Genomic DNA, 19,057 nt, shown 5'->3' with positions numbered 1-19,057 from the left:
GCGCCTCTTCGACATCCCCCGTCAAACATGGCGAAACAGCCGCCTTAAAGCGCCTGGCCGGCGAGGAGGCGCGGCGCGTTTTTATCGGTGGTGCCAGCGGCCTGTCCAATGAAGTAGGATTTCAACCCCGGCAGGCGATCAACAACACCAAGACCGAAATCGCGCGCGACGCGAATAGGACCGACGTCATTCGAGAAAAGCCGGTTGAGAACATCCGTCGTTATCCCCATGCGCAACGTATCGAAACGTCGCCAGGCCTGGTAGCGTTCCAGAACATTGACAGAGCCGATATCCAGCCCCAGCCGGTCCGCTTCAATGACCGTTTCGGCAAGTGCGGCGACATCCTTGAAACCAAGATTGAGCCCCTGGCCGGAAATAGGGTGGATACCGTGGGCCGCATCGCCCGCCAGAGCCAAGCGCGGAGCGATGAACGCCCGCGAAAGCGTCAGTCCCAGCGGAAATGCGTTCCGCCCACCCACAGGACGGATAGAACCGAGTTTATGCCCGAAGCGGCGTTCGAGTTCTTCCTCGAAGACGAGGTCGTCGGATGCAATCAGGCGGTTGGCATCTGCCGTCCGCTCAGTCCAGACCAGCGACGAACGATTGCCCTTGAGTGGCAGAATGGCAAAAGGACCGGATGGCAAGAAATGCTCCTCGGCGCAGCCGTTATGCGGGCGTTCATGCTCGACCGTGGTAACGATGCCGGACTGGTCATATCCCCAGTGAACCGTTTTTATGCCTGCCATGTCGCGCAGCGCGGAGCGAACACCGTCACAGGCAACCAGAAGCTTCGTGTCTACGGATGTACCATCCGACAACGTCACCGACGTTGACTGTGGGCCAGCAGAAAAACCGGAAACGCTAAGACCATGACGGATTTCGACGCCAAGGTGCTGACACAGACCGCGCAGCGCTCCAACCATCGCAACATTCGGGATCATGTGGGCAAATGGCTTGCCCTCTTCAACGGCACCATCAAATGTCAGAAACACTGGACGAACCGGATCAGCCGTCTTTGAATCGGTCACGATCATCTTGTGGATCGGTTGCGCTTCGGGTGCGATTTCATCCCAGATACCGAACACATCGAGCATGCGTGTTGCCGCCGCGATAATGGCGGAAGCCCGGAAATCCTTCTTCCAGACATCCTCCGGCGCCGCCTCGATCACCTGCACACCAAGATGCGGCGCAGCCTGCTTTATTGCGACAGCAACGGAAAGTCCGACATACCCGCCTCCGGCTACCACCACGTCAAGCATTGCGCTTCTCCTCAAATCCTTGTGCACACATCATGGTCACACTATAGACGATGTGACGTATTCCTACAGCCGGAGCAGGCCGAAAAAATGTCGCATCCTTCGCAAACGTCAGATCCCATGGAAAACCTGATCGCCACACTCGACCTCGAGAAGCTGGAGGAAAACCTTTTTAGAGGCGAGAGCCCTCAGATCGGATGGCAGCGTGTTTTCGGCGGCCAGGTTATTGCTCAGGCGCTGATCGCGGCTCAGAGGACGGTTGACGAAGATCGCTTCATTCATTCCTTGCATGCCTATTTCATGCGGCCTGGCGATCCGCTTGTGCCCATCGTCTATCAGGTCGAACGCATCCGCGACGGATCGAGCTTCTGTACGCGCCGGGTGGTCGCCGTGCAGCATGGAAAGGCAATCTTCTCCATGTCCGCTTCATTCCAGATCTACGAAGATGGCTTCACCCATCAGATCAAAATGCCGGACGTGACGCCGCCGGAAAAACTGATGAGCGAAGAGCAGATGCAGGCAGCATTCCTTGCCAAGGCGCCGGCATCGATTCGCAAATACTGGGCGAACAAGAGGCCAATCGAAATCAGACCGGTCTCCCTGACCCATTACATCTCCAGGGAAAAACTGGAGCCGCACCAGGATATCTGGGTCCGTGCCGTTGGTAGCGTCCCCGATAACCCGCATTTTCAGTCCGCCATTCTTGCCTATCTCTCAGACATGACACTGCTTGACACGTCGCTCTACGCACATGGCACAACGATTTTTGACCCGGCAATCCAGGTGGCGAGCCTCGATCATGCCATGTGGTTTCATCGTCCGACCAAACTGGACGATTGGCTTCTCTATACACAAGACAGCCCCAGCACATCAGGTGCGAGAGGCCTTACCCGCGGCAGCATTTTCACCCGAACGGGTGAGCTGATCGCATCGGTCGCCCAAGAGGGGCTGATTCGCAAAAGAGCAAATGATTAATTAATGTGCTTTTTCTCGAAATCGCACATTTTATAGACGCAAAATGCGGCATCAAATGCCGCTTTTTCAGACGCACGTCATATAATTTTTATATTTCAATAACTTACCTATACCACTAAAACTGGCACGCCCTTTGAATGTATGTCGTTAGTCGCTGTTACTGATCTGCCAGCGGCAAGGAGAGTCGGCTCCGTGCCGAGGACAAACAAAGGATGGGAAACCAGATGAAAATTGTGATGGCCATTATTAAGCCGTTCAAGCTGGACGAGGTGCGCGAAGCCCTTACCGCTGTCGGCATCCAGGGCCTGACCGTGACCGAAGTGAAGGGTTACGGACGCCAGAAGGGGCACACCGAAATTTATCGCGGCACGGAATATGCAGTGAGCTTTCTTCCCAAACTGAAGATCGAGATCGCTGTCGCCTCGGACGTAGTGGACAAGGCCGTCGAAGCAATCGCGTCCGCTGCCAAGACCGGCCAGATCGGCGACGGCAAGATTTTTGTCTACTCTATCGAACAGGCCGTGCGCATCCGTACCGGCGAAACCAACACAGAAGCGCTTTAAGCACGGCTGACAGGGGAGTCTTCCAACCATGCAATTCAACAAATTTTCCACGCTTGGCCGTTTGGGCGCCGGTGCGGCGGCCCTGATGGCCCCGGCCATTGCTTTCGCCCAGGATGCTGCGCCCGCAGCCGCTGCCGCTGCAGCGCCGGTCCCGGAAAAGGCCGACACCGCATTCATGTTCCTCGGCACGATCCTCGTCCTGTTCATGATCCTGCCCGGCCTCGCTTTGTTCTACGGCGGTCTCGTCCGCACCAAGAACATGCTCTCCGTTCTGATGCAGTGCACGGTCGTCACCGCAGTCATGATGCTCGTATGGGTGATCTACGGTTACTCCTTCGCCTTTGGCGGCGGCACCGGCCCTTATTTCGGCGGCTTCGGCAAACTCTTCCTCTCGGGTGTAACGCTCGACAGCACCTCGTCAACCTTCTCTGAAGGCGTCGTTATCTACGAATACACCTTCATCGCCTTCCAGATGACCTTCGCGGCCATTACCCCGGCCCTGATCGTTGGTGCATTCGCAGAACGCATCAAGTTCTCGGCTGTCATCCTGTTCACCGTTCTGTGGGCCACCTTCGTCTATTTCCCGGTTGCACACATGGTCTGGGACGCAAACGGCCTGATCTTCGGCATGGGCGCTCTCGACTTCGCTGGCGGCACGGTCGTTCACATCAACGCAGGTGTTGCCGGTCTTATCGGCGCGATCATGGTTGGCAAGCGTACCGGCTATGGCAAGGACATGATGGCTCCGCACTCCATGACCCTGACGCTCGTCGGCGCTGCGATGCTGTGGTTCGGCTGGTTCGGCTTCAACGCCGGCTCCAACCTCGAAGCTTCCGGCGGCGCGGTTCTCGCGACCATGAACACCTTCCTCGCAACGGCCGCTGCTGTCGTTTCCTGGTCTGTGGTTGAAAGCTTCACCCGTGGCAAGGCATCCATGCTGGGCGCAGCTTCGGGCATGATCGCTGGTCTGGTCGCCGTAACGCCGGCTGCTGGCTCCGTTGGCCCGATGGGCGCAATCGTACTCGGCCTGATCGTTTCGCCGGTATGCTACTTCTTCGTTTCCGTCGTGAAGAACAAGTTCGGTTACGACGATACCGCTGACGTCTTCGGCGTTCACGGCATCGGCGGCATCATCGGCGCTCTCGGCACCGGTATCTTCACCTCGCCGCTGCTGGGCGGCACCGGCAAGGAAGACTTCTCGATCGCTTCGCAGGTCTGGACGCAGTTCATCGCTGTTGCCATCACCATCGTCTGGTGCGCTATCGTCTCCGCGATCCTCTACAAGATCGTCGACGTCATCGTTGGTCTGCGCGTACCGGTCGAAGCCGAGCGCGAAGGTCTCGACCTCGCAACCCACGGCGAAGCCGCTTACCACTCCTAAGAAACGACGAGAGGTCCTTGGGACCCGATCGGAAAATGAAAGGCCCGTCTCGACGGGCCTTTTTTTGTGAAATGTTTGCCGCTTACGTCAGTCCAGGCAGCGAAAAACCGCATGGTTAACATCGTATTAACCAGCAGGCGGTTAGTTTTCCCTGTCAATCCGGGATTCGGCGATCTGTCGAATCTTGCCAAAACCAGAAAAGCAACGGGTTCAGGACATGGGCAGAGCCAATTCTCCGACATTCGATGGTCGTCACAACAGGTTTGTGCTGACGGCCTTTTTCATGCGGCAGATTATGGCCCTAGGCGGCTTTACGCTTCTTGCCCTGATCGCACTTGGCATCGCAGCACTTGCGACATGGAATGTTGCCGACCCAAGCCTGTCCTACGCGACGGCAAACGAGCCAACCAATCTTCTGGGCCATAGCGGCGCAATTTTCGCCGATCTCATGATGCAGTTCTTCGGCCTGTCGTCGATCGTGTCGCTTTTGCCGGTTCTGGCATGGGCGATCATCCTGATCGCTGGGCGTAAATTCAACAGGGTTCCGGCACGTCTGGTTGCGTGGGTCGCAGGTGCTTTTGTTGGTGCCGCGTCACTTGGCTGTTTTCCCGCACCGGTAACATGGCCACTTCCCAACGGCATCGGTGGCGTGATCGGCGATATGATTCTGCGCTTTCCCGCGCTGTTTATCGGTGCCTATCCAACCGGCACGGTCGCTACTGTCCTTGGTGTCCTGTTTGCTCTGCCAGCCGCATGGCTGATGTTGTTCGCCGCAGGTCTTCTCGGAACGCCGGATGAAGAAGACTACGTTGAACCGGTCGCGCCCACCCAGAGCAAGGCACGCTCCGTGCGCCAGGAAGAAGAGGACGAGGACGATGATGGCGAGGGTTTCCTTGCCCGCATCCTGCCTCTCGGTCTGCTCGCTCACTACTGGTACATCACACAGGCACGGTTCCGTCGTCTTTTCGGACTGAAGTCGAAATCCCTGCACGACGAATTCGAACAGCCTTACGATTTCAACGAATATGAATTCGGCACGCTGAATGAACCATCGCGCCTGAAGACAGCGATCAATCGCCTGGATCAGCGCGCCGAGCCTTCGTTCGAAGAACGGGCAGCCCGCCGCCAGATGTCGCCCCCGCCAATTTCCCTGGACCACGGCGACGAACATGACGACGATCCGCCGTTTAATATGGACGAGCGCCGCCTTCCCGATGGCATCCTCTCAGGCGACGAAGACGACGCCGATGCCAAGTTCACCAACCGGCAGCCAGCAGGGCGCGGCCAAACCCGTATTACTGCGCCTTCGGCACGTCCGAAGCCCAGCGAGCGCGGGGTGCGTGAAGCTCAATCCTCCTTCATCGCGCCCGATGGCTTCCAGCTCCCGACCGTTCATCTTCTGGCAGAGCCCAAAAACGTCGTTCGCGACAATACGCTGAGCGAGGAAGTGCTGGAGCAGAATGCGCGCCTTCTTGAAGGCGTTCTCGAAGATTTCGGCGTCAAGGGCGAGATCATCCATGTGCGCCCCGGCCCTGTCGTCACCCTTTACGAACTGGAGCCTGCGCCGGGCATCAAATCATCGCGCGTTATCGGCCTGGCCGACGACATTGCCCGTTCGATGAGCGCGATCGCAGCGCGTGTCGCAGTTGTTCCTGGCCGCAACGCCATCGGTATCGAATTGCCCAACCAGAGCCGCGAAACCGTGTTCCTGCGTGAACTGATCGGCAGCCGCGACTTCGAAAACAGCAAGGCGAAACTTGCGATGGCGCTCGGCAAGACCATTGGAGGAGAACCGGTCATCGCCGATCTCGCCAAGATGCCGCATCTGCTCGTTGCGGGTACAACAGGCTCGGGTAAATCGGTCGCGATCAACACCATGATCCTGTCGCTGCTTTACCGCATGTCGCCGGAACAGTGCCGGCTTATCATGATCGACCCCAAGATGCTTGAACTGTCCATCTATGATGGCATCCCGCATCTGCTCTCTCCCGTTGTAACGGATCCGAAAAAGGCAGTCGTTGCCTTGAAGTGGACCGTGCGTGAGATGGAAGAGCGCTACAAAAAGATGTCGAAGATCGGCGTCCGTAACATCGACGGCTTCAACAGCCGTGTCCAGCAGGCCATCGACAAGGGTGAAATCCTTACCCGTACAGTACAGACCGGCTTCGACCGCCAGACCGGTGAGGCGATGTACGAAACGGAAGAGTTCGACCTGAAGCCCCTACCCTATATCGTCGTTATCATCGACGAAATGGCTGACCTCATGATGGTTGCCGGCAAGGACATCGAAGGTGCGGTTCAGCGTCTGGCGCAGATGGCGCGTGCCGCAGGCATCCACGTCATCATGGCGACACAGCGTCCTTCGGTTGACGTTATCACCGGCACGATCAAGGCGAACTTCCCGACCCGTATCTCGTTCCAGGTGACATCGAAGATCGACAGCCGCACCATTCTTGGCGAACAGGGTGCAGAACAGCTGCTCGGCATGGGCGACATGCTCTACATGGCTGGCGGCGGGCGCATTCAGCGCGTTCACGGCCCCTTCGTGTCCGACAATGAAGTCGAAGAAATCGTCGCCTATCTTAAGACGCAGGGCGCACCAGAATATCTCGAGGCCATCACCGAGGAAGACGACGACGAGGATGGCGGTGGCCCTGCGGGCACCGGCAATCTGTCCGAGTCCGACGATCCCTACGATCAGGCAGTTGCCGTTGTATTGCGTGATGGGAAGGCATCCACCTCCTATGTCCAGCGACGTCTCGGCATTGGTTACAACCGCGCCGCATCGCTGATCGAGCGGATGGAGCAGGAGGGGATCATCGGCCCGGCAAATCACGCCGGAAAGCGCGAAATACTCGTCCCGACAGAAGCAGACATCATCGAACGATAGACGCGCAACCAGACAGGCCATGTAAGCGTTATTCGTCGCTTGCAGCGTCATGAAGCCGCCGCGTTTGTGCGGAAAATCGATGCGATGAAGGAGAATAGAATGGACCATCTCACGACCGGCAAGACTGTGTCGGCAACATCATCGCAAAACGGCATGTCACGACGCGGCGTACTCACCGTATTTTCTATGGCAGCGGCGATGGCCGGTTTGTCGCCGTTGCATGCTCTTGCGCAGTCATCCGGCGAAAACGCCACGGCACAGAAGATTGCCAACCACTTCTCGTCGGTCAAAACCATGATGGGAGAATTCGTCCAGTTCGGTCCCCGCGGGGAACAGACGGGTGGTAAATTCTACATCGAGCGCCCCGGCAAGCTACGCTTCAATTACGAAGATCCGTCACCGATGCGTGTTATCGCTGACGGCAAGAATGTCGTGATTGGTAACGCCAAGCTGAAAACCTGGGATTTGTACCCGCTATCGAAAACACCGCTCAGCCTGCTGCTCTCGAACAAGATCGATCTAAGCAACCAGAAGGTTCGCGATGTCAAGGAAGAGTCCGACCTGACCACCATCGTGCTTGGTGACAAGAGTGTTTTCGGTGACTCCACTATCACCTTGATGTTCGACCCGAAAACCTTCGATCTGCGCCAGTGGACGACCACCGACGCGCAGAACAAGGATACGACGGTTATGATCTTCAACGTCCAGACGGGCGTAAATTTCGACGAGCGCGTCTTCAACATCAACTATGAAGAAGTCCGCAAGCGCGGCTGACGCTGTATTTCGCACAGTAATTCAGGAAAGGCGGCCATCGGCCGCCTTTTCTATTTTGCCGCGAAAATACGTTCCCGTTTGCTTCGTGATGTTATAAGCCTTCGGCTTTGCGACGGACCGGATCAAGAGCGGCTTCAGGATTTAGGGCATCAACAGCGGGGCACATTTCATGACATTTTCGATAACCACCTGGAACATCAACTCGGTGCGACTGCGCATGCCACTCGTTGAACAATTCCTGGTTCGTTACAAACCGGATATTCTTTGCCTGCAGGAAACCAAGTGCCCAAATGGCGAATTTCCGATGAAGCCGTTGAGAGCACTCGGCTACGAGCATGTGGTCATTCACGGCCAGAAGGGCTACCACGGCGTCGCTATTGCTTCGAAAATTCCGCTCGTCGAGGATCATCGTCAGGACTATTGCGGCATCGGCGATGCCCGGCATATCTCCGCCGTGGTCGAAGTGGGATCGCGTCGCATTCGGCTTCACAATTTTTACGTTCCCGCAGGTGGCGACGAACCTGATCGATCGATCAACCCGAAATTCGGCCACAAGCTCGATTTTATCGAAGAAATGAAAGCCTTGCGGGCGAATGGCCTACCCGGCACCTCGTCAATCTTGGTGGGTGATCTCAACATCGCACCGCTTGAAAACGACGTCTGGTCGCATAAGCAACTCCTCAAGATCGTCAGTCACACGCCTGTCGAGACTGAAGGGCTACTGGACGTGATGAAACAAGGGGACTGGCTTGATCTGATGCGGCTGAACGTGCCGGACGGCGAGAAAATCTACACCTGGTGGAGTTATCGCGCCAAGGATTGGGAAGCAGCCGACCGCGGACGGCGTCTGGATCACATCTGGTCGTCACAGGATTTGGGCGCATCGCTTGAAAAAATCGATATCCTGCGTGAAGCGCGTGGCTGGAACCGCCCTTCCGACCACGTACCCGTCACCGCCCATTTCCGCTTCTAGATCCGGTATTCGGTCATGCGAAGCGGTTTTGTAACCGCGCCGTGCCTGCAGCGAGTGAGGCGATGTTATCGCGAATACGCGCGGTAACGATATCCGCGACCTCAGGAAACTCTTCGACCAGACGGTGAAAGAGGATGCGCGTGATACGGATGACTTCAGAGTCCTCCGCCGCAATGGCCGTGAATTTTCGCTCACACAACGTAAAAAGCGCCAGCTCCGATAACAACGCGCCTCGACCGGGCGTTGCCTGCAGCACGGGTTTGCCATCGCGGCCGGCACTGAAAAGTTCGAAGCGGCCGGTGGTGACAGCAAATGCGCATTCGGCAGGAGAGTGCTCGCGAAACAGGGTCTGCCCGGACGAAACCTTGCGACGCTCTGCCCCGAAGGCAATCAGACGCAACTGGTCATCACTGAAGCCCGCAAACAACGGAACCTGCCCCAGCAGCATGATGTCGTCCGTTAAGGCCATATCGATCCCAGCTCCAGAAAACCGCTCATTCTATTATAGAGCGGTTTTCCGTTATCGGCGTGAGGAAAACAAGGCACGACCACCCGAAACAAGGTTTGTTCAGGGAACGATTTTGTAACCGCCGTTCTCTGTGACCAAAATCTCGGCGTTGGACGGATCACGTTCGATCTTCTGACGCAGGCGATAGACATGCGTTTCAAGCGTGTGCGTCGTTACCCCGGAATTGTATCCCCATACCTCTTCAAGCAGCACGTCACGAGTAACGACCGTACTGCCAGCGCGATAAAGGTAACGGATGATGGCCGCTTCTTTCTCGGTGAGGCGGATTTTCTTGCCATCTTCGGTCGTCAGCAGCTTCTGACTCGGCTTGAACTGGTAGGGACCAACCGTGAAAACCGCGTCTTCGCTCTGCTCATATTGCCGAAGCTGCGCACGGATGCGAGCCAGCAAGACGGCAAACCGGAATGGTTTCGTCACGTAGTCGTTTGCGCCAGCCTCAAGGCCGAGAATGGTGTCGGAGTCCGTATCATGCCCGGTGAGCATGATGATCGGCGCCTTGAAGCCACCCTTGCGCAAGAGCTTGACAGCTTCACGACCGTCCATATCGGGAAGACCAACGTCCATAATCAAAAGGTCGACTTGGGACGATTTGGCGATTTGTGTAGCCTGCGCCGCATTGGCGCCACTCAGAATCGAGAATTCCTCATAAGGAGACAGTTGCTCGGTCAGCGTCTCCCGAAGATCGTCATCGTCGTCTACGAGAAGTATAGTGCGGGCCGTCATTCGGATTCTCAGCCTTTCTTTGCTTTAATCGTGAGCCAATTCAGCGGTTTGCCGGTAAAACGTCAACCCATTGCCATCATATAACGACGTGCTATGACTTCACGTTGAATAACCTTCAAAGCAAAATCTCGTGAAACCAATCGCCAGACCGCCTGTTAAACAATATAAACGCACTTCGACGCTGGTGGTTCGGCAGGCGCCGTCGAAAATCAATCGCGCCATCGTCCAGCTCGGTTATCTCACCTTCCCGGCAGCTATAGGCCGCAACGGAAGAACGTCCATGAAGCGCGAAGGTGATGGAAAATCACCGATTTCCACGATGCGCCTTCTGTATGGGTTTTATCGTGGCGACCGCGCCGCAAAGGCAACGACCGCTTTACCAATGACGCGCATCCGCAAATCAATGTTGTGGTGCGACGCCCCTTCCGACACGAACTACAATCGTCTCGTCAAAGCCCCCTTTGTACCAAGCCATGAAGAAATGGCCCGTACTGACGGCCTTTACGATGTGTGTCTGGTCCTGGATTGGAACATCTCTTCACGTCGACGCCATCGTGGTTCGGCGATTTTTATGCATCTGATCCGTCCCGGCTTCGAACCGACGGCAGGATGCGTTGCGGTTCGACCTCGGGACATGCAGAGAATTCTCACCAGTGTGCGTAAGGGCAGCCGTATCCGTATCCTTTGATGCAAACAAAAAACCCGCCATCACTGGCGGGCTTTTTTAGAAGGAAGAGCCGTAAATTAGGCGGCTTCGTCCTGAGAATCGTCTTCTTCGACGGCCTTGCCACGCTTCGGACCCTTGCTGAGATTGGTCTCAACCAGGCGAACTGCTTCGGTTTCGGACATCTTGTTAACGGCCGCAATTTCGCGAGCCATACGGTCGAGTGCTGCTTCGTAAAGCTGACGCTCGGAGTAGGACTGCTCCGGCTGGTTTTCTGCACGATACAGATCGCGCACCACTTCTGCGATGGCGATCAGGTCGCCCGAATTGATCTTGGCATCATATTCCTGGGCGCGACGCGACCACATGGTACGCTTCACGCGCGCTTTGCCCTGAACAACTTTCAGTGCGCGCTCAACGAAATCTCCTTCGGAGAGCTTGCGCATGCCGATGCTGACTGCCTTGGCTACAGGAACCTTGAGGCGCATCTTGTCTTTTTCGAAATCGATCACAAAAAGCTCGAGCTTCATGCCGGCAACTTCTTGTTCCTCGATTGCAGAAATGGTACCGACACCATGAGCGGGATACACGATCGCTTCACCGGTCTTGAAACCGTGACGTGCTGGAGATTTCTTCTGCTGGGTCGTCATTCGTTCTAAAAACTCCCTGTTACATACCCGTTGTAGCGGGTTGGGTCGGTCAGGCCCTGATGAGACGGGGGAAACCGTCAGGTGACTCCGCACTGGTCCAACTGTGCGCGCAAAAACATCCCTTCTCGCAACTCGGGTTTCGAGAGCGTAAACGCTCGATATGTCACGGGAACCGCGTGCAAAAGAAGAGTTGCTTTCGTGGTGTTTTTGGGCACACAAATGCCGCGCTGTGGATCAGTGTCCGTGGTGTACCACAAAAATAGGCGCGAATCAATAATTTGCTTCCATCGTGGCCACAGCAGCACACAACGGTCGGTGAACCGCGTCTGAAAACGGCTCCCAAAATACCGCTGTTTTGCTTCTATGGCTCGACAAAATCGGCAAAAGCAATAAATTTTCACTGCCAAGCGTCAGAAACGCAAATGCCTCTTAAACTCTTCGCAATTACACGCCAATATCCGATTCGACCGAGAAGGCAAAATCGTGACTTTCACGATGCTTTTTCTCTTTAAAGTGTGATTTTTTGGAGGAATCCGCGCAAAATGGGCTACAGAAACAATCCAAAACGTGAAAAACAGATCGAAAAAGCACGAAATCTCGCAAGCACCCAGACAGCGCCATTTCTCGATCCAGGCATTCTTTACGGGCGCGCAAGCCCTGACGACATAGAATATTATTCCGCCGAAATGCTGGCCACGAGCGCAGCGCATACCTATGAGGCGCTGGCGCGTTCGAAAGGCGAAAAACCCTATATCAGCATATCGTCGGTCGAAGGTGTAACACCGAAGGATATTCCCGTTACAGTCTTGACCATCATCGGGCGGAACATGCCGTTCCTTTACGATTCCGTGATGGGGGAAGTGACCAGCAGCTTCCGTGGTCTCTACCTTGCTGTGCACCCTATTCTTGTTCACGACGAAAAATCAGAAGCAGGCTACCGCCTTGCCGAAGCAGAAGATGATCCGGCCCAAAACATCAGCCTCATTCAACTGCATATCGCACCTCTGACGCCACAGGCTGCTGCCACCCTCGAAGAACGGCTGCGCTTCGTACTGGCCCAGGTCCACTCCGCCTATAGCGACTGGAAGCCCATGCTTGCCAAGCTGGACGACGCGCTTGCGGAACTGTCGGAACGTGGATCTGCAAGACGCAAGACCGAACGCACGGAAGCGGTCGAATTCCTCAACTGGTTGCGCAACGACAACTTCACCTTCCTCGGCATGCGCGATTATACCTATTCCGGCAAGGGGAAGAACGCCCGCATCGAGCGCGGCGATGGCGTGGGCCTCGGTATTTTGAGCGATCCGGACGTTCGTGTTCTGCGTCTTGGCAAGGATGCGGTCACAACGACCCCGGAGATCCTGGCATTCCTTGATGGCCCCGACTTCCTGATCGTCACCAAAGCCAATGTGAAATCCATCGTCCACCGCCGCGCCTATATGGACTACATCGGCATCAAGCGCTTCGATGAAGATGGCAATGTCACCGGCGAGTTGCGCATCGTCGGCCTCTTTACCGCCACCGCTTACACGCGTCCTGTCAGGCAAATTCCCCTGCTCCGCGCCAAGGTGGCAGAGGTTGAGCGCCATTTCGGTTTTGATCCGAACAGTCACTCCGGCCGAATTCTTCACAATACGCTGGAGGCCTATCCGCGTGACGACCTCTTCCAGATCGAAGAGGATTTGCTGATCCGCTTTGTCGAGCAGATCATGGAACTCAGCGATCGCCCGCGCGTGCGCGTGCTTGCCCGTATCGATCGCTTCGACCGTTTTGTCTCCGCCATCATTTTCGTGCCGCGCGAGGAATACAATTCCTACGTCCGCGAGAAGATCGGCGACTATCTGAGCAAGGTCTATAACGGCCACATCTCGGCCTATTATCCGGCCTTCCCCGAGGGCGCCGTTGCCCGCGTGCATTTCATCGTCGGTCGTACGGACGGAAAGACGCCGCGTATTGCTCAGGACAAGCTGGAAGATGCCGTCAGCGATATCGCCGCGCGCTGGATAGACCATTTCGTTGCGCTCTCCGAAGCCGGAGCACCGCTGCTGGATGTGGATCAGGCCTACCAGGAAGCCTTTACGCCGGAAGAGGCTGTCGGCGACATGCGCGACATCGTCGCGACAGCAAAGGGTGAAGCGGTCCGGATCGAGTTCTATCGCCAGGACGATCAACCACAGGACAGGCTGTCCCTCAAAATCTTCCACCGCGACGGCCACCTGCCGCTGTCGCGCCGCGTGCCGCTGCTTGAAAATCTCGGCTTCAACGTTATCAGCGAACGTACCTTTGATATCGGTGTCCTGTCAGAAGGTGACCGTCAGGATATCGTGCTGCATGACATGGAGCTGGCAATTGCCACCGGTGCTGCACTTGATCTCGCCGTCTACGGCCCGCGTCTTGAAGACGCATTTCTGGCGGCATTTGCGGGCAAGGTTGACAACGACAATTTCAACCGCCTCATCCTCGCCGCTGGCGTGACGGTGCGGGAAGCCTCTGTGCTCCGCGCTTACGCCCGTTATCTGCGACAGACCGGGATCGTGTATTCGCAGGAGCATATCTCCGAAACGCTGTTCAAATACCCGGCCATCACCCGCAAACTGTTCGATCTGTTTACGACAGACTTCGATCCGGCCATCGCCGAAAAGACCCGCGTCAAAAAGCTCTCCGAGCTGCACAAGGCGATCGAGACGGCCCTCGCCGGCGTCCCGAACCTTGATGAAGACCGGACATTGAGACGTTACGTCAATGCCATCGACGCGACATTGCGTACCAACTATTTCCAGAAAAACGAGGATGGTACACCGCGCGAAGTGCTGGCCTTCAAGTTTGATCCGAAGCATCTCGACGGCCTTCCCGATCCCCGCCCCTTCCGAGAAATCTTTGTCTACGGAACCGAGGTCGAGGGTGTGCACCTGCGCTTTGGAAAGGTCGCTCGCGGCGGTCTGCGCTGGTCGGATCGCGGCCAGGACTACCGCACCGAGGTGCTCGGTCTCGTCAAGGCGCAGCAGGTCAAGAATGCTGTGATCGTACCTGTGGGTGCAAAGGGTGGCTTCTTCCCGAAAGCACTACCGGCCGGCGGCACACGTGACGAAGTATTCAATGCCGGTCGCGAAGCCTACAAGACCTACATTCGCACGCTGTTGTCGATCACCGACAATATCATCGGCGATGACATTGTTGCACCGGCCGACACCTTGCGACTGGACGGAGATGACCCCTATTTCGTCGTCGCAGCCGACAAAGGAACGGCGACCTTCTCCGACACGGCCAATGGGCTTGCCCGCGAAGCGAACTTCTGGCTCGACGATGCTTTTGCGTCCGGCGGATCGGCCGGTTACGACCACAAGAAAATGGGCATTACCGCCCGTGGCGCGTGGGAAACCGTAAAACGCCACTTCCGTGAAATGGATACCGATATCCAGACGACGCCGTTCACGGTGGCTGGCGTCGGCGATATGTCCGGCGACGTATTCGGCAACGGCATGCTGCTGTCTGAAAAGATCAGACTGATTGCAGCCTTCGATCACCGCGACATCTTCATCGATCCAGACCCCGACACGGATCAGTCCTTTGCCGAGCGCAAGCGTATCTTCGAATTGCCGCGCTCCAGCTGGCAGGACTATAATCGTTCGCTGCTTTCAAAGGGTGCGATGATTATTTCCCGCGCGGAAAAATCGGTCACGCTGACACCTGAGGCGGCGGCAGCCATTGGCATCGACAAAACCGTTGCCACGCCGTTTGAAATCATGACGGCGATCCTGAAATCGCCTGTCGATCTGCTGTGGTTTGGCGGTATCGGCACCTACATCAAGGCGGCAGTCGAAACCAACGCCGAAGTTGGTGACAGAGCCAATGATCCGATCCGCGTCAATGCCACGGAAGTTCGGGCCAAGGTGATTGGCGAAGGCGCCAATCTCGGCATCACCCAGAAAGGCCGTATTGCCTATTCTCTGGCTGGCGGACGTTGCAACTCTGACGCCATAGACAACTCTGCAGGCGTCAACTCCTCGGACGTCGAGGTCAACATCAAGATTGCGCTGGCGTCTGCCGTTAACAGCGGTCGCCTGACCCTGCCAAAGCGGAACCAGCTTCTTGCATCCATGACGCCGGAAGTGGCGCACCTGGTGCTGCGCAACAACTACCTGCAGTCGCTGGCGATTTCACTGACCGAACGACTGGGTACCGGTAACCGCGAAGAACTCGGCCGGTTGATGAGTGCACTGGAAGCGGCCGGGCAATTGAACCGCAAGGTCGAAACCCTACCGAACGACGCCGAGTTCACCGAACGTTACGCAAGCGGAAAACCGCTAACCCGCCCTGAAATCGGTGTTCTGCTCTCCTATGCAAAGCTGACGCTGTTTGATGCACTGGTGGCAAGCTCTCTGCCGGACGAACCCTATCTCCAGCATCTGCTGGTGGATTACTTCCCCGTCAAAATGCAGAAGACCTATGCAGCGGATATCACAAGCCACCGGCTGCACCGCGAGATCGTTGCAACCGCACTTGCCAATACGGTCGTGAACCGTGGCGGACCTGGCTTCGTACAGAAGCTTGCCGATGCCAGCGGCCTTTTGCCTGCCGATGTCGTCAAGGCGGCCATGATTGTCGAAGACGGTTTCGGTCTGAAGCGCCTCTGGTCTGAGGTCGATGCACTTGACGGAAAAATCAGCGGCAACATCCAGAATGAGCTCTACGCACGGATCACCCGCATATTCTCCGAGGTGAGCAGGCTTTATCTGCAAGCGCGCGGTGCGAGTGCTGGCACAAATGCCATGGCGGACGAGATCGAGCGCCTGAAAAGCGCCGTGAAGTCCCTGGCTCCGGCGGCAGCGAAGTATCGCCAGCAACTCGGTGCCACGGAACTTGAAGGGGTGCCATCCGGCCTGCTCCAGGAACTCGATACTCTGTCGCTCCTGGTCTACGTTCCGGAGATCATGCTTATCGCCGACAGCGCCTCGACGTCTCTTGCGCGTGCAGCAGAAAGCTATGCGACAGTCTCCGCGACGTTCCGTGTGGCAAGGTTGCTGGAAGCAAGCCAGCGCATTTCGCCTGCCGACCACTATGAAAGTCTGGCACTCCTGCGCAATCAGGATCAGATTTCTTCGGCGAGACGCAAGATCGTCGTGTCTGCGCTGACGGAATACGCAAAGGAGAAGGACCCTGTACAGGCCTGGTATGCTGCTGACCGCGTTCGCGTCAATCGTATCGTCTCGGAACTCGCTGCGTTGAGCGATAGCGGCGAAATCAATCTGGCACGACTGACGGTCGCAGCTGGATTGCTGGCCGACATCGTTCTGGCTCGCTGAGATCGACTGAGTTCCAGATCAGTGGAGCAGTAAAGCCGCTCCAATACGCAAAACGACTACCCGGGCACCTGCACGGGTAGTCAGACAAAAGCGTCGCTTTCTCCTCCCAGACGTCCTTCTGCTACAGGATACCGAATGACCGCTTCCTCCCCACCCGCCGAAACGAAGATTGCAAAACGGGGTATCTGGGGTTGGGTCATGTTCGACTGGGCGGCACAACCGTTCTTCACGGTCGTCACCACTTTCATTTTCGGCCCCTATTTCGTCTCGCGTCTGACGGAAGATCCAGTCTCGGCGCAAACGGTCTGGAGCAACATGGCGACGATGTCCTCCATCGTCATTGCCATTTTTTCCCCGATCCTCGGTTCGATTGCCGATCAGTCCGGATCACGCAAGCCGTGGATCGCCTTTTTTGCCGTCATAAAGATCGTCAGCCTGTCGCTCCTGTGGTTTGCTGCGCCCGGCTCTCCGATCATCCTTCCAGTCGTCTGCATGATCTTTGCCTCGATCGCGGCGGAGTTTTCCATCGTTTTCAACGATTCCATGATGCCGAGATTGACCAATCCGCAAAATGTCGGCCGAATTTCCAACCTTGCCTGGGGGCTCGGTTATCTCGGTGGCATGGTGGTATTGATTGCTGTTGTGACGCTCCTCGCCGCCAACCCGCAAACTGGCCGTACGATTGCCGGCATAACGCCGCTTTTCGGGTTAAATCCTGTCACCGGAGAAGACGCTCGAATAACAGGGCCGATCGCCGCGCTGTGGTACCTCGTGTTTATCCTGCCGATGTTTCTCTTCACTCCCGACAGTGACAAGGGCTTGCCATTCAAGTCAGCCATCCGCTCTGGACTGACGGAATTGCGGGCAACGCTGCGAGAGCTTCGTGGTCGCCCTGTCCTGCTGCGGTTTTTGATCGCCCGTATGCTCTATCAGGATGGCGTCAACGGCGTCCTCATTCTCGGTGGTGCTTTTGCAGCCGGTATGTTCGGATGGGCGACAATGGAGATCGGGCTGTTCGGCATTCTTCTGAATGTCGTTGCCATTGCGGGCTGTTTTGTTGCCGGCCGCATAGACCATCGCCTCGGCTCTCGCACGACAATCCTCATCAGCCTCGTGCTTCTGTTGATTGCGACCATCGGCATTGTATCCACGGAACGTGGCTCGACCCTCTTTGGCTGGATGGCGCTATCGACCACTGATGATGGCGGTATATTCGCGACGGGCGCAGAGAAAGCCTATCTCGTCTACGGTGTGCTGATCGGCCTGGCTTTCGGTCCCGTGCAGGCCTCGTCACGCTCCTACCTGGCGCGCAATATCACTGTGGCGGAAGCGGGCCGTTATTTTGGGATTTACGCACTATCGGGACGCGCTACCAGTTTCATGGCAACGCTGAGCTTTTCGGTCGCAACCGCCATGACCGGCTCAGCCCATGTCGGCATGGCAACCTTGATCGTTTTCCTGGGAGCCGGATTTCTGCTGTTACTGCGCGTTCCCGAACGCACAATACCCCAATCCGAAGACAAGAAGTGACAGGCGGACCGGCCAAGGCCGGTCGCAGCAGGTTTTCAAAGCTGGTCGAGTTTTTGCTGCAATGCGCGCAGTTGTTCTTTCAGCTCGTCAATTTCAGAAGCATTCGGCTTACGCGTCTCCTTCGGAGCCTGCGGCATCGAAAAAGGCGCGAACCCCTGCATGGCCTGACGGAAAAGTTCCGTGTTGCGGCGGATCTGCTCTTCCATCATCTGAAGCGGTGCCTGGAAATTCCGGGCAAGCGAACCGTCGCCGAAGGCCTTGGCCATATGCTCCTGCATCTGGCTCTGCTGATCGGAAAAGGTCTTCATCGAGTGCTCGAGAAACGTCGGCACGACCATCTGCATCTGATCGCCATAATAGGAAATCAGCTGCCTGAGAAAAGCCGTCGGCAGAAGCGTGTTGCCGGTTTTGGCTTCCTGCTCGACGATGATCTGCGTCAGCACTGCATGGGTAATGTCTTCGGATGTCTTTGCGTCCTGAACCTTGAAGTCCTCACCGCGCTTGACCATCTGCGCCAGGTCATCAAGCGTCACATAGGTGCTCGTGCCCGTATTGTAGAGCCGCCGATTGGCGTATTTTTTGATAATCGTTTCGCCGTCGTGCTTTGCCATCCTCGCCTCCTCGCGATGCTGGTATTTTTTTGTTTTTTGGTGTTATTGCTCTTCCCGTTGTGAAGTGTAAGCGCAAAACCAGCCCTGTGACAAATGTTTTGTGCAATGCAACAGTTTGTTTTTTGCGCAGCAATTTTTGGCAAGATATCGCATTGCTTTCGCAACATCTTTCAAAGCGCCCGACACCGTTTGACTTGGATGAAAACCTTTGCCAGTCTCCCGCCCGAAAGTGAGG

At 56.5% G+C, this 19,057-nt stretch carries 14 protein-coding genes; 9 read left to right on the top strand and 5 right to left on the bottom strand.

All coding sequences use genetic code 11. The annotated features are described in order from the left end of the window. Window positions 1–44: 44 nt before the first annotated feature. Window positions 45–1,274 carry a ubiquinone biosynthesis hydroxylase gene (locus HWX89_RS02885; RefSeq protein WP_286086198.1) on the bottom strand — a complete coding sequence of 410 codons (1,230 nt, stop codon included), beginning with the start codon at window positions 1,272–1,274 and terminating at the stop codon, window positions 45–47. A gap of 72 nt (window positions 1,275–1,346) precedes the next feature. Between HWX89_RS02885 and tesB the strand changes: the two genes are divergently transcribed. From tesB to HWX89_RS02855, 6 genes are all read left to right on the top strand, one after another. Next, window positions 1,347–2,231, top strand: a complete 885-nt coding sequence (gene tesB / locus HWX89_RS02880) for an acyl-CoA thioesterase II (protein WP_138795201.1) — start codon at window positions 1,347–1,349, stop codon at window positions 2,229–2,231. A 212-nt stretch (window positions 2,232–2,443) separates the two neighbouring features. Then, a complete protein-coding gene (locus tag HWX89_RS02875; RefSeq protein ID WP_178340600.1) occupies window positions 2,444–2,794 on the top strand; it encodes a P-II family nitrogen regulator in 351 nt (116 codons plus the stop codon). A 28-nt stretch (window positions 2,795–2,822) separates the two neighbouring features. Beyond that, window positions 2,823–4,175 carry an ammonium transporter gene (locus HWX89_RS02870; RefSeq protein ID WP_138795199.1) on the top strand — a complete coding sequence of 451 codons (1,353 nt, stop codon included), beginning with the start codon at window positions 2,823–2,825 and terminating at the stop codon, window positions 4,173–4,175. 217 nt (window positions 4,176–4,392) lie between these two features. Beyond that, window positions 4,393–7,065, top strand: a complete 2,673-nt coding sequence (locus tag HWX89_RS02865) for a DNA translocase FtsK (RefSeq protein WP_138795198.1) — start codon at window positions 4,393–4,395, stop codon at window positions 7,063–7,065. Between the two features lie 99 nt (window positions 7,066–7,164). Then, window positions 7,165–7,839, top strand: a complete 675-nt coding sequence (locus tag HWX89_RS02860; protein ID WP_138795197.1) for an outer membrane lipoprotein carrier protein LolA — start codon at window positions 7,165–7,167, stop codon at window positions 7,837–7,839. Between the two features lie 169 nt (window positions 7,840–8,008). After that, the gene (locus HWX89_RS02855) at window positions 8,009–8,812 is read left to right on the top strand and encodes an exodeoxyribonuclease III (RefSeq protein ID WP_138795196.1); all 804 of its coding nucleotides are present in this window, start codon (window positions 8,009–8,011) and stop codon (window positions 8,810–8,812) included. A 13-nt stretch (window positions 8,813–8,825) separates the two neighbouring features. Here the strand turns inward: HWX89_RS02855 and HWX89_RS02850 are convergent, their stop codons facing one another. Continuing rightward, complete coding sequence (locus HWX89_RS02850; protein ID WP_138795195.1) at window positions 8,826–9,281, bottom strand: cyclic nucleotide-binding domain-containing protein; 456 nt, start codon at window positions 9,279–9,281, stop codon at window positions 8,826–8,828. A gap of 99 nt (window positions 9,282–9,380) precedes the next feature. Next, a complete protein-coding gene (locus tag HWX89_RS02845) occupies window positions 9,381–10,064 on the bottom strand; it encodes a response regulator transcription factor (protein WP_138795194.1) in 684 nt (227 codons plus the stop codon). 184 nt (window positions 10,065–10,248) lie between these two features. Here HWX89_RS02845 and HWX89_RS02840 point away from each other — a divergent pair, with 184 nt between their 5' ends. Next, window positions 10,249–10,752 (top strand): L,D-transpeptidase family protein, encoded by a 504-nt coding sequence (locus HWX89_RS02840; protein WP_138795395.1) that lies wholly within the window; start codon window positions 10,249–10,251, stop codon window positions 10,750–10,752. Window positions 10,753–10,808: 56 nt separating this feature from the next. Here HWX89_RS02840 and HWX89_RS02835 read toward each other — a convergent pair whose 3' ends face one another. Next, complete coding sequence (locus HWX89_RS02835; RefSeq protein WP_138795193.1) at window positions 10,809–11,378, bottom strand: CarD family transcriptional regulator; 570 nt, start codon at window positions 11,376–11,378, stop codon at window positions 10,809–10,811. Window positions 11,379–11,920: 542 nt separating this feature from the next. On the opposite strand from HWX89_RS02835, the gene HWX89_RS02830 reads away from it, so the two are divergent. Continuing rightward, the gene (locus HWX89_RS02830; protein WP_138795192.1) at window positions 11,921–16,681 is read left to right on the top strand and encodes an NAD-glutamate dehydrogenase; all 4,761 of its coding nucleotides are present in this window, start codon (window positions 11,921–11,923) and stop codon (window positions 16,679–16,681) included. Window positions 16,682–16,816: 135 nt separating this feature from the next. Next, window positions 16,817–18,211, top strand: a complete 1,395-nt coding sequence (locus HWX89_RS02825) for an MFS transporter (protein ID WP_138795191.1) — start codon at window positions 16,817–16,819, stop codon at window positions 18,209–18,211. 35 nt (window positions 18,212–18,246) lie between these two features. Here the strand turns inward: HWX89_RS02825 and phaR are convergent, their stop codons facing one another. Next, the gene (phaR, locus tag HWX89_RS02820) at window positions 18,247–18,822 is read right to left on the bottom strand and encodes a polyhydroxyalkanoate synthesis repressor PhaR (RefSeq protein ID WP_138795190.1); all 576 of its coding nucleotides are present in this window, start codon (window positions 18,820–18,822) and stop codon (window positions 18,247–18,249) included. Window positions 18,823–19,057 lie beyond the last annotated feature (235 nt).

This window comes from Rhizobium sp. RM (assembly GCF_013390595.1).
Classification (GTDB): domain Bacteria; phylum Pseudomonadota; class Alphaproteobacteria; order Rhizobiales; family Rhizobiaceae; genus Agrobacterium.
The sequence above is the reverse complement of the archived record's forward strand: the minus strand, read 5'-3'. Positions and strand labels throughout refer to the sequence as shown.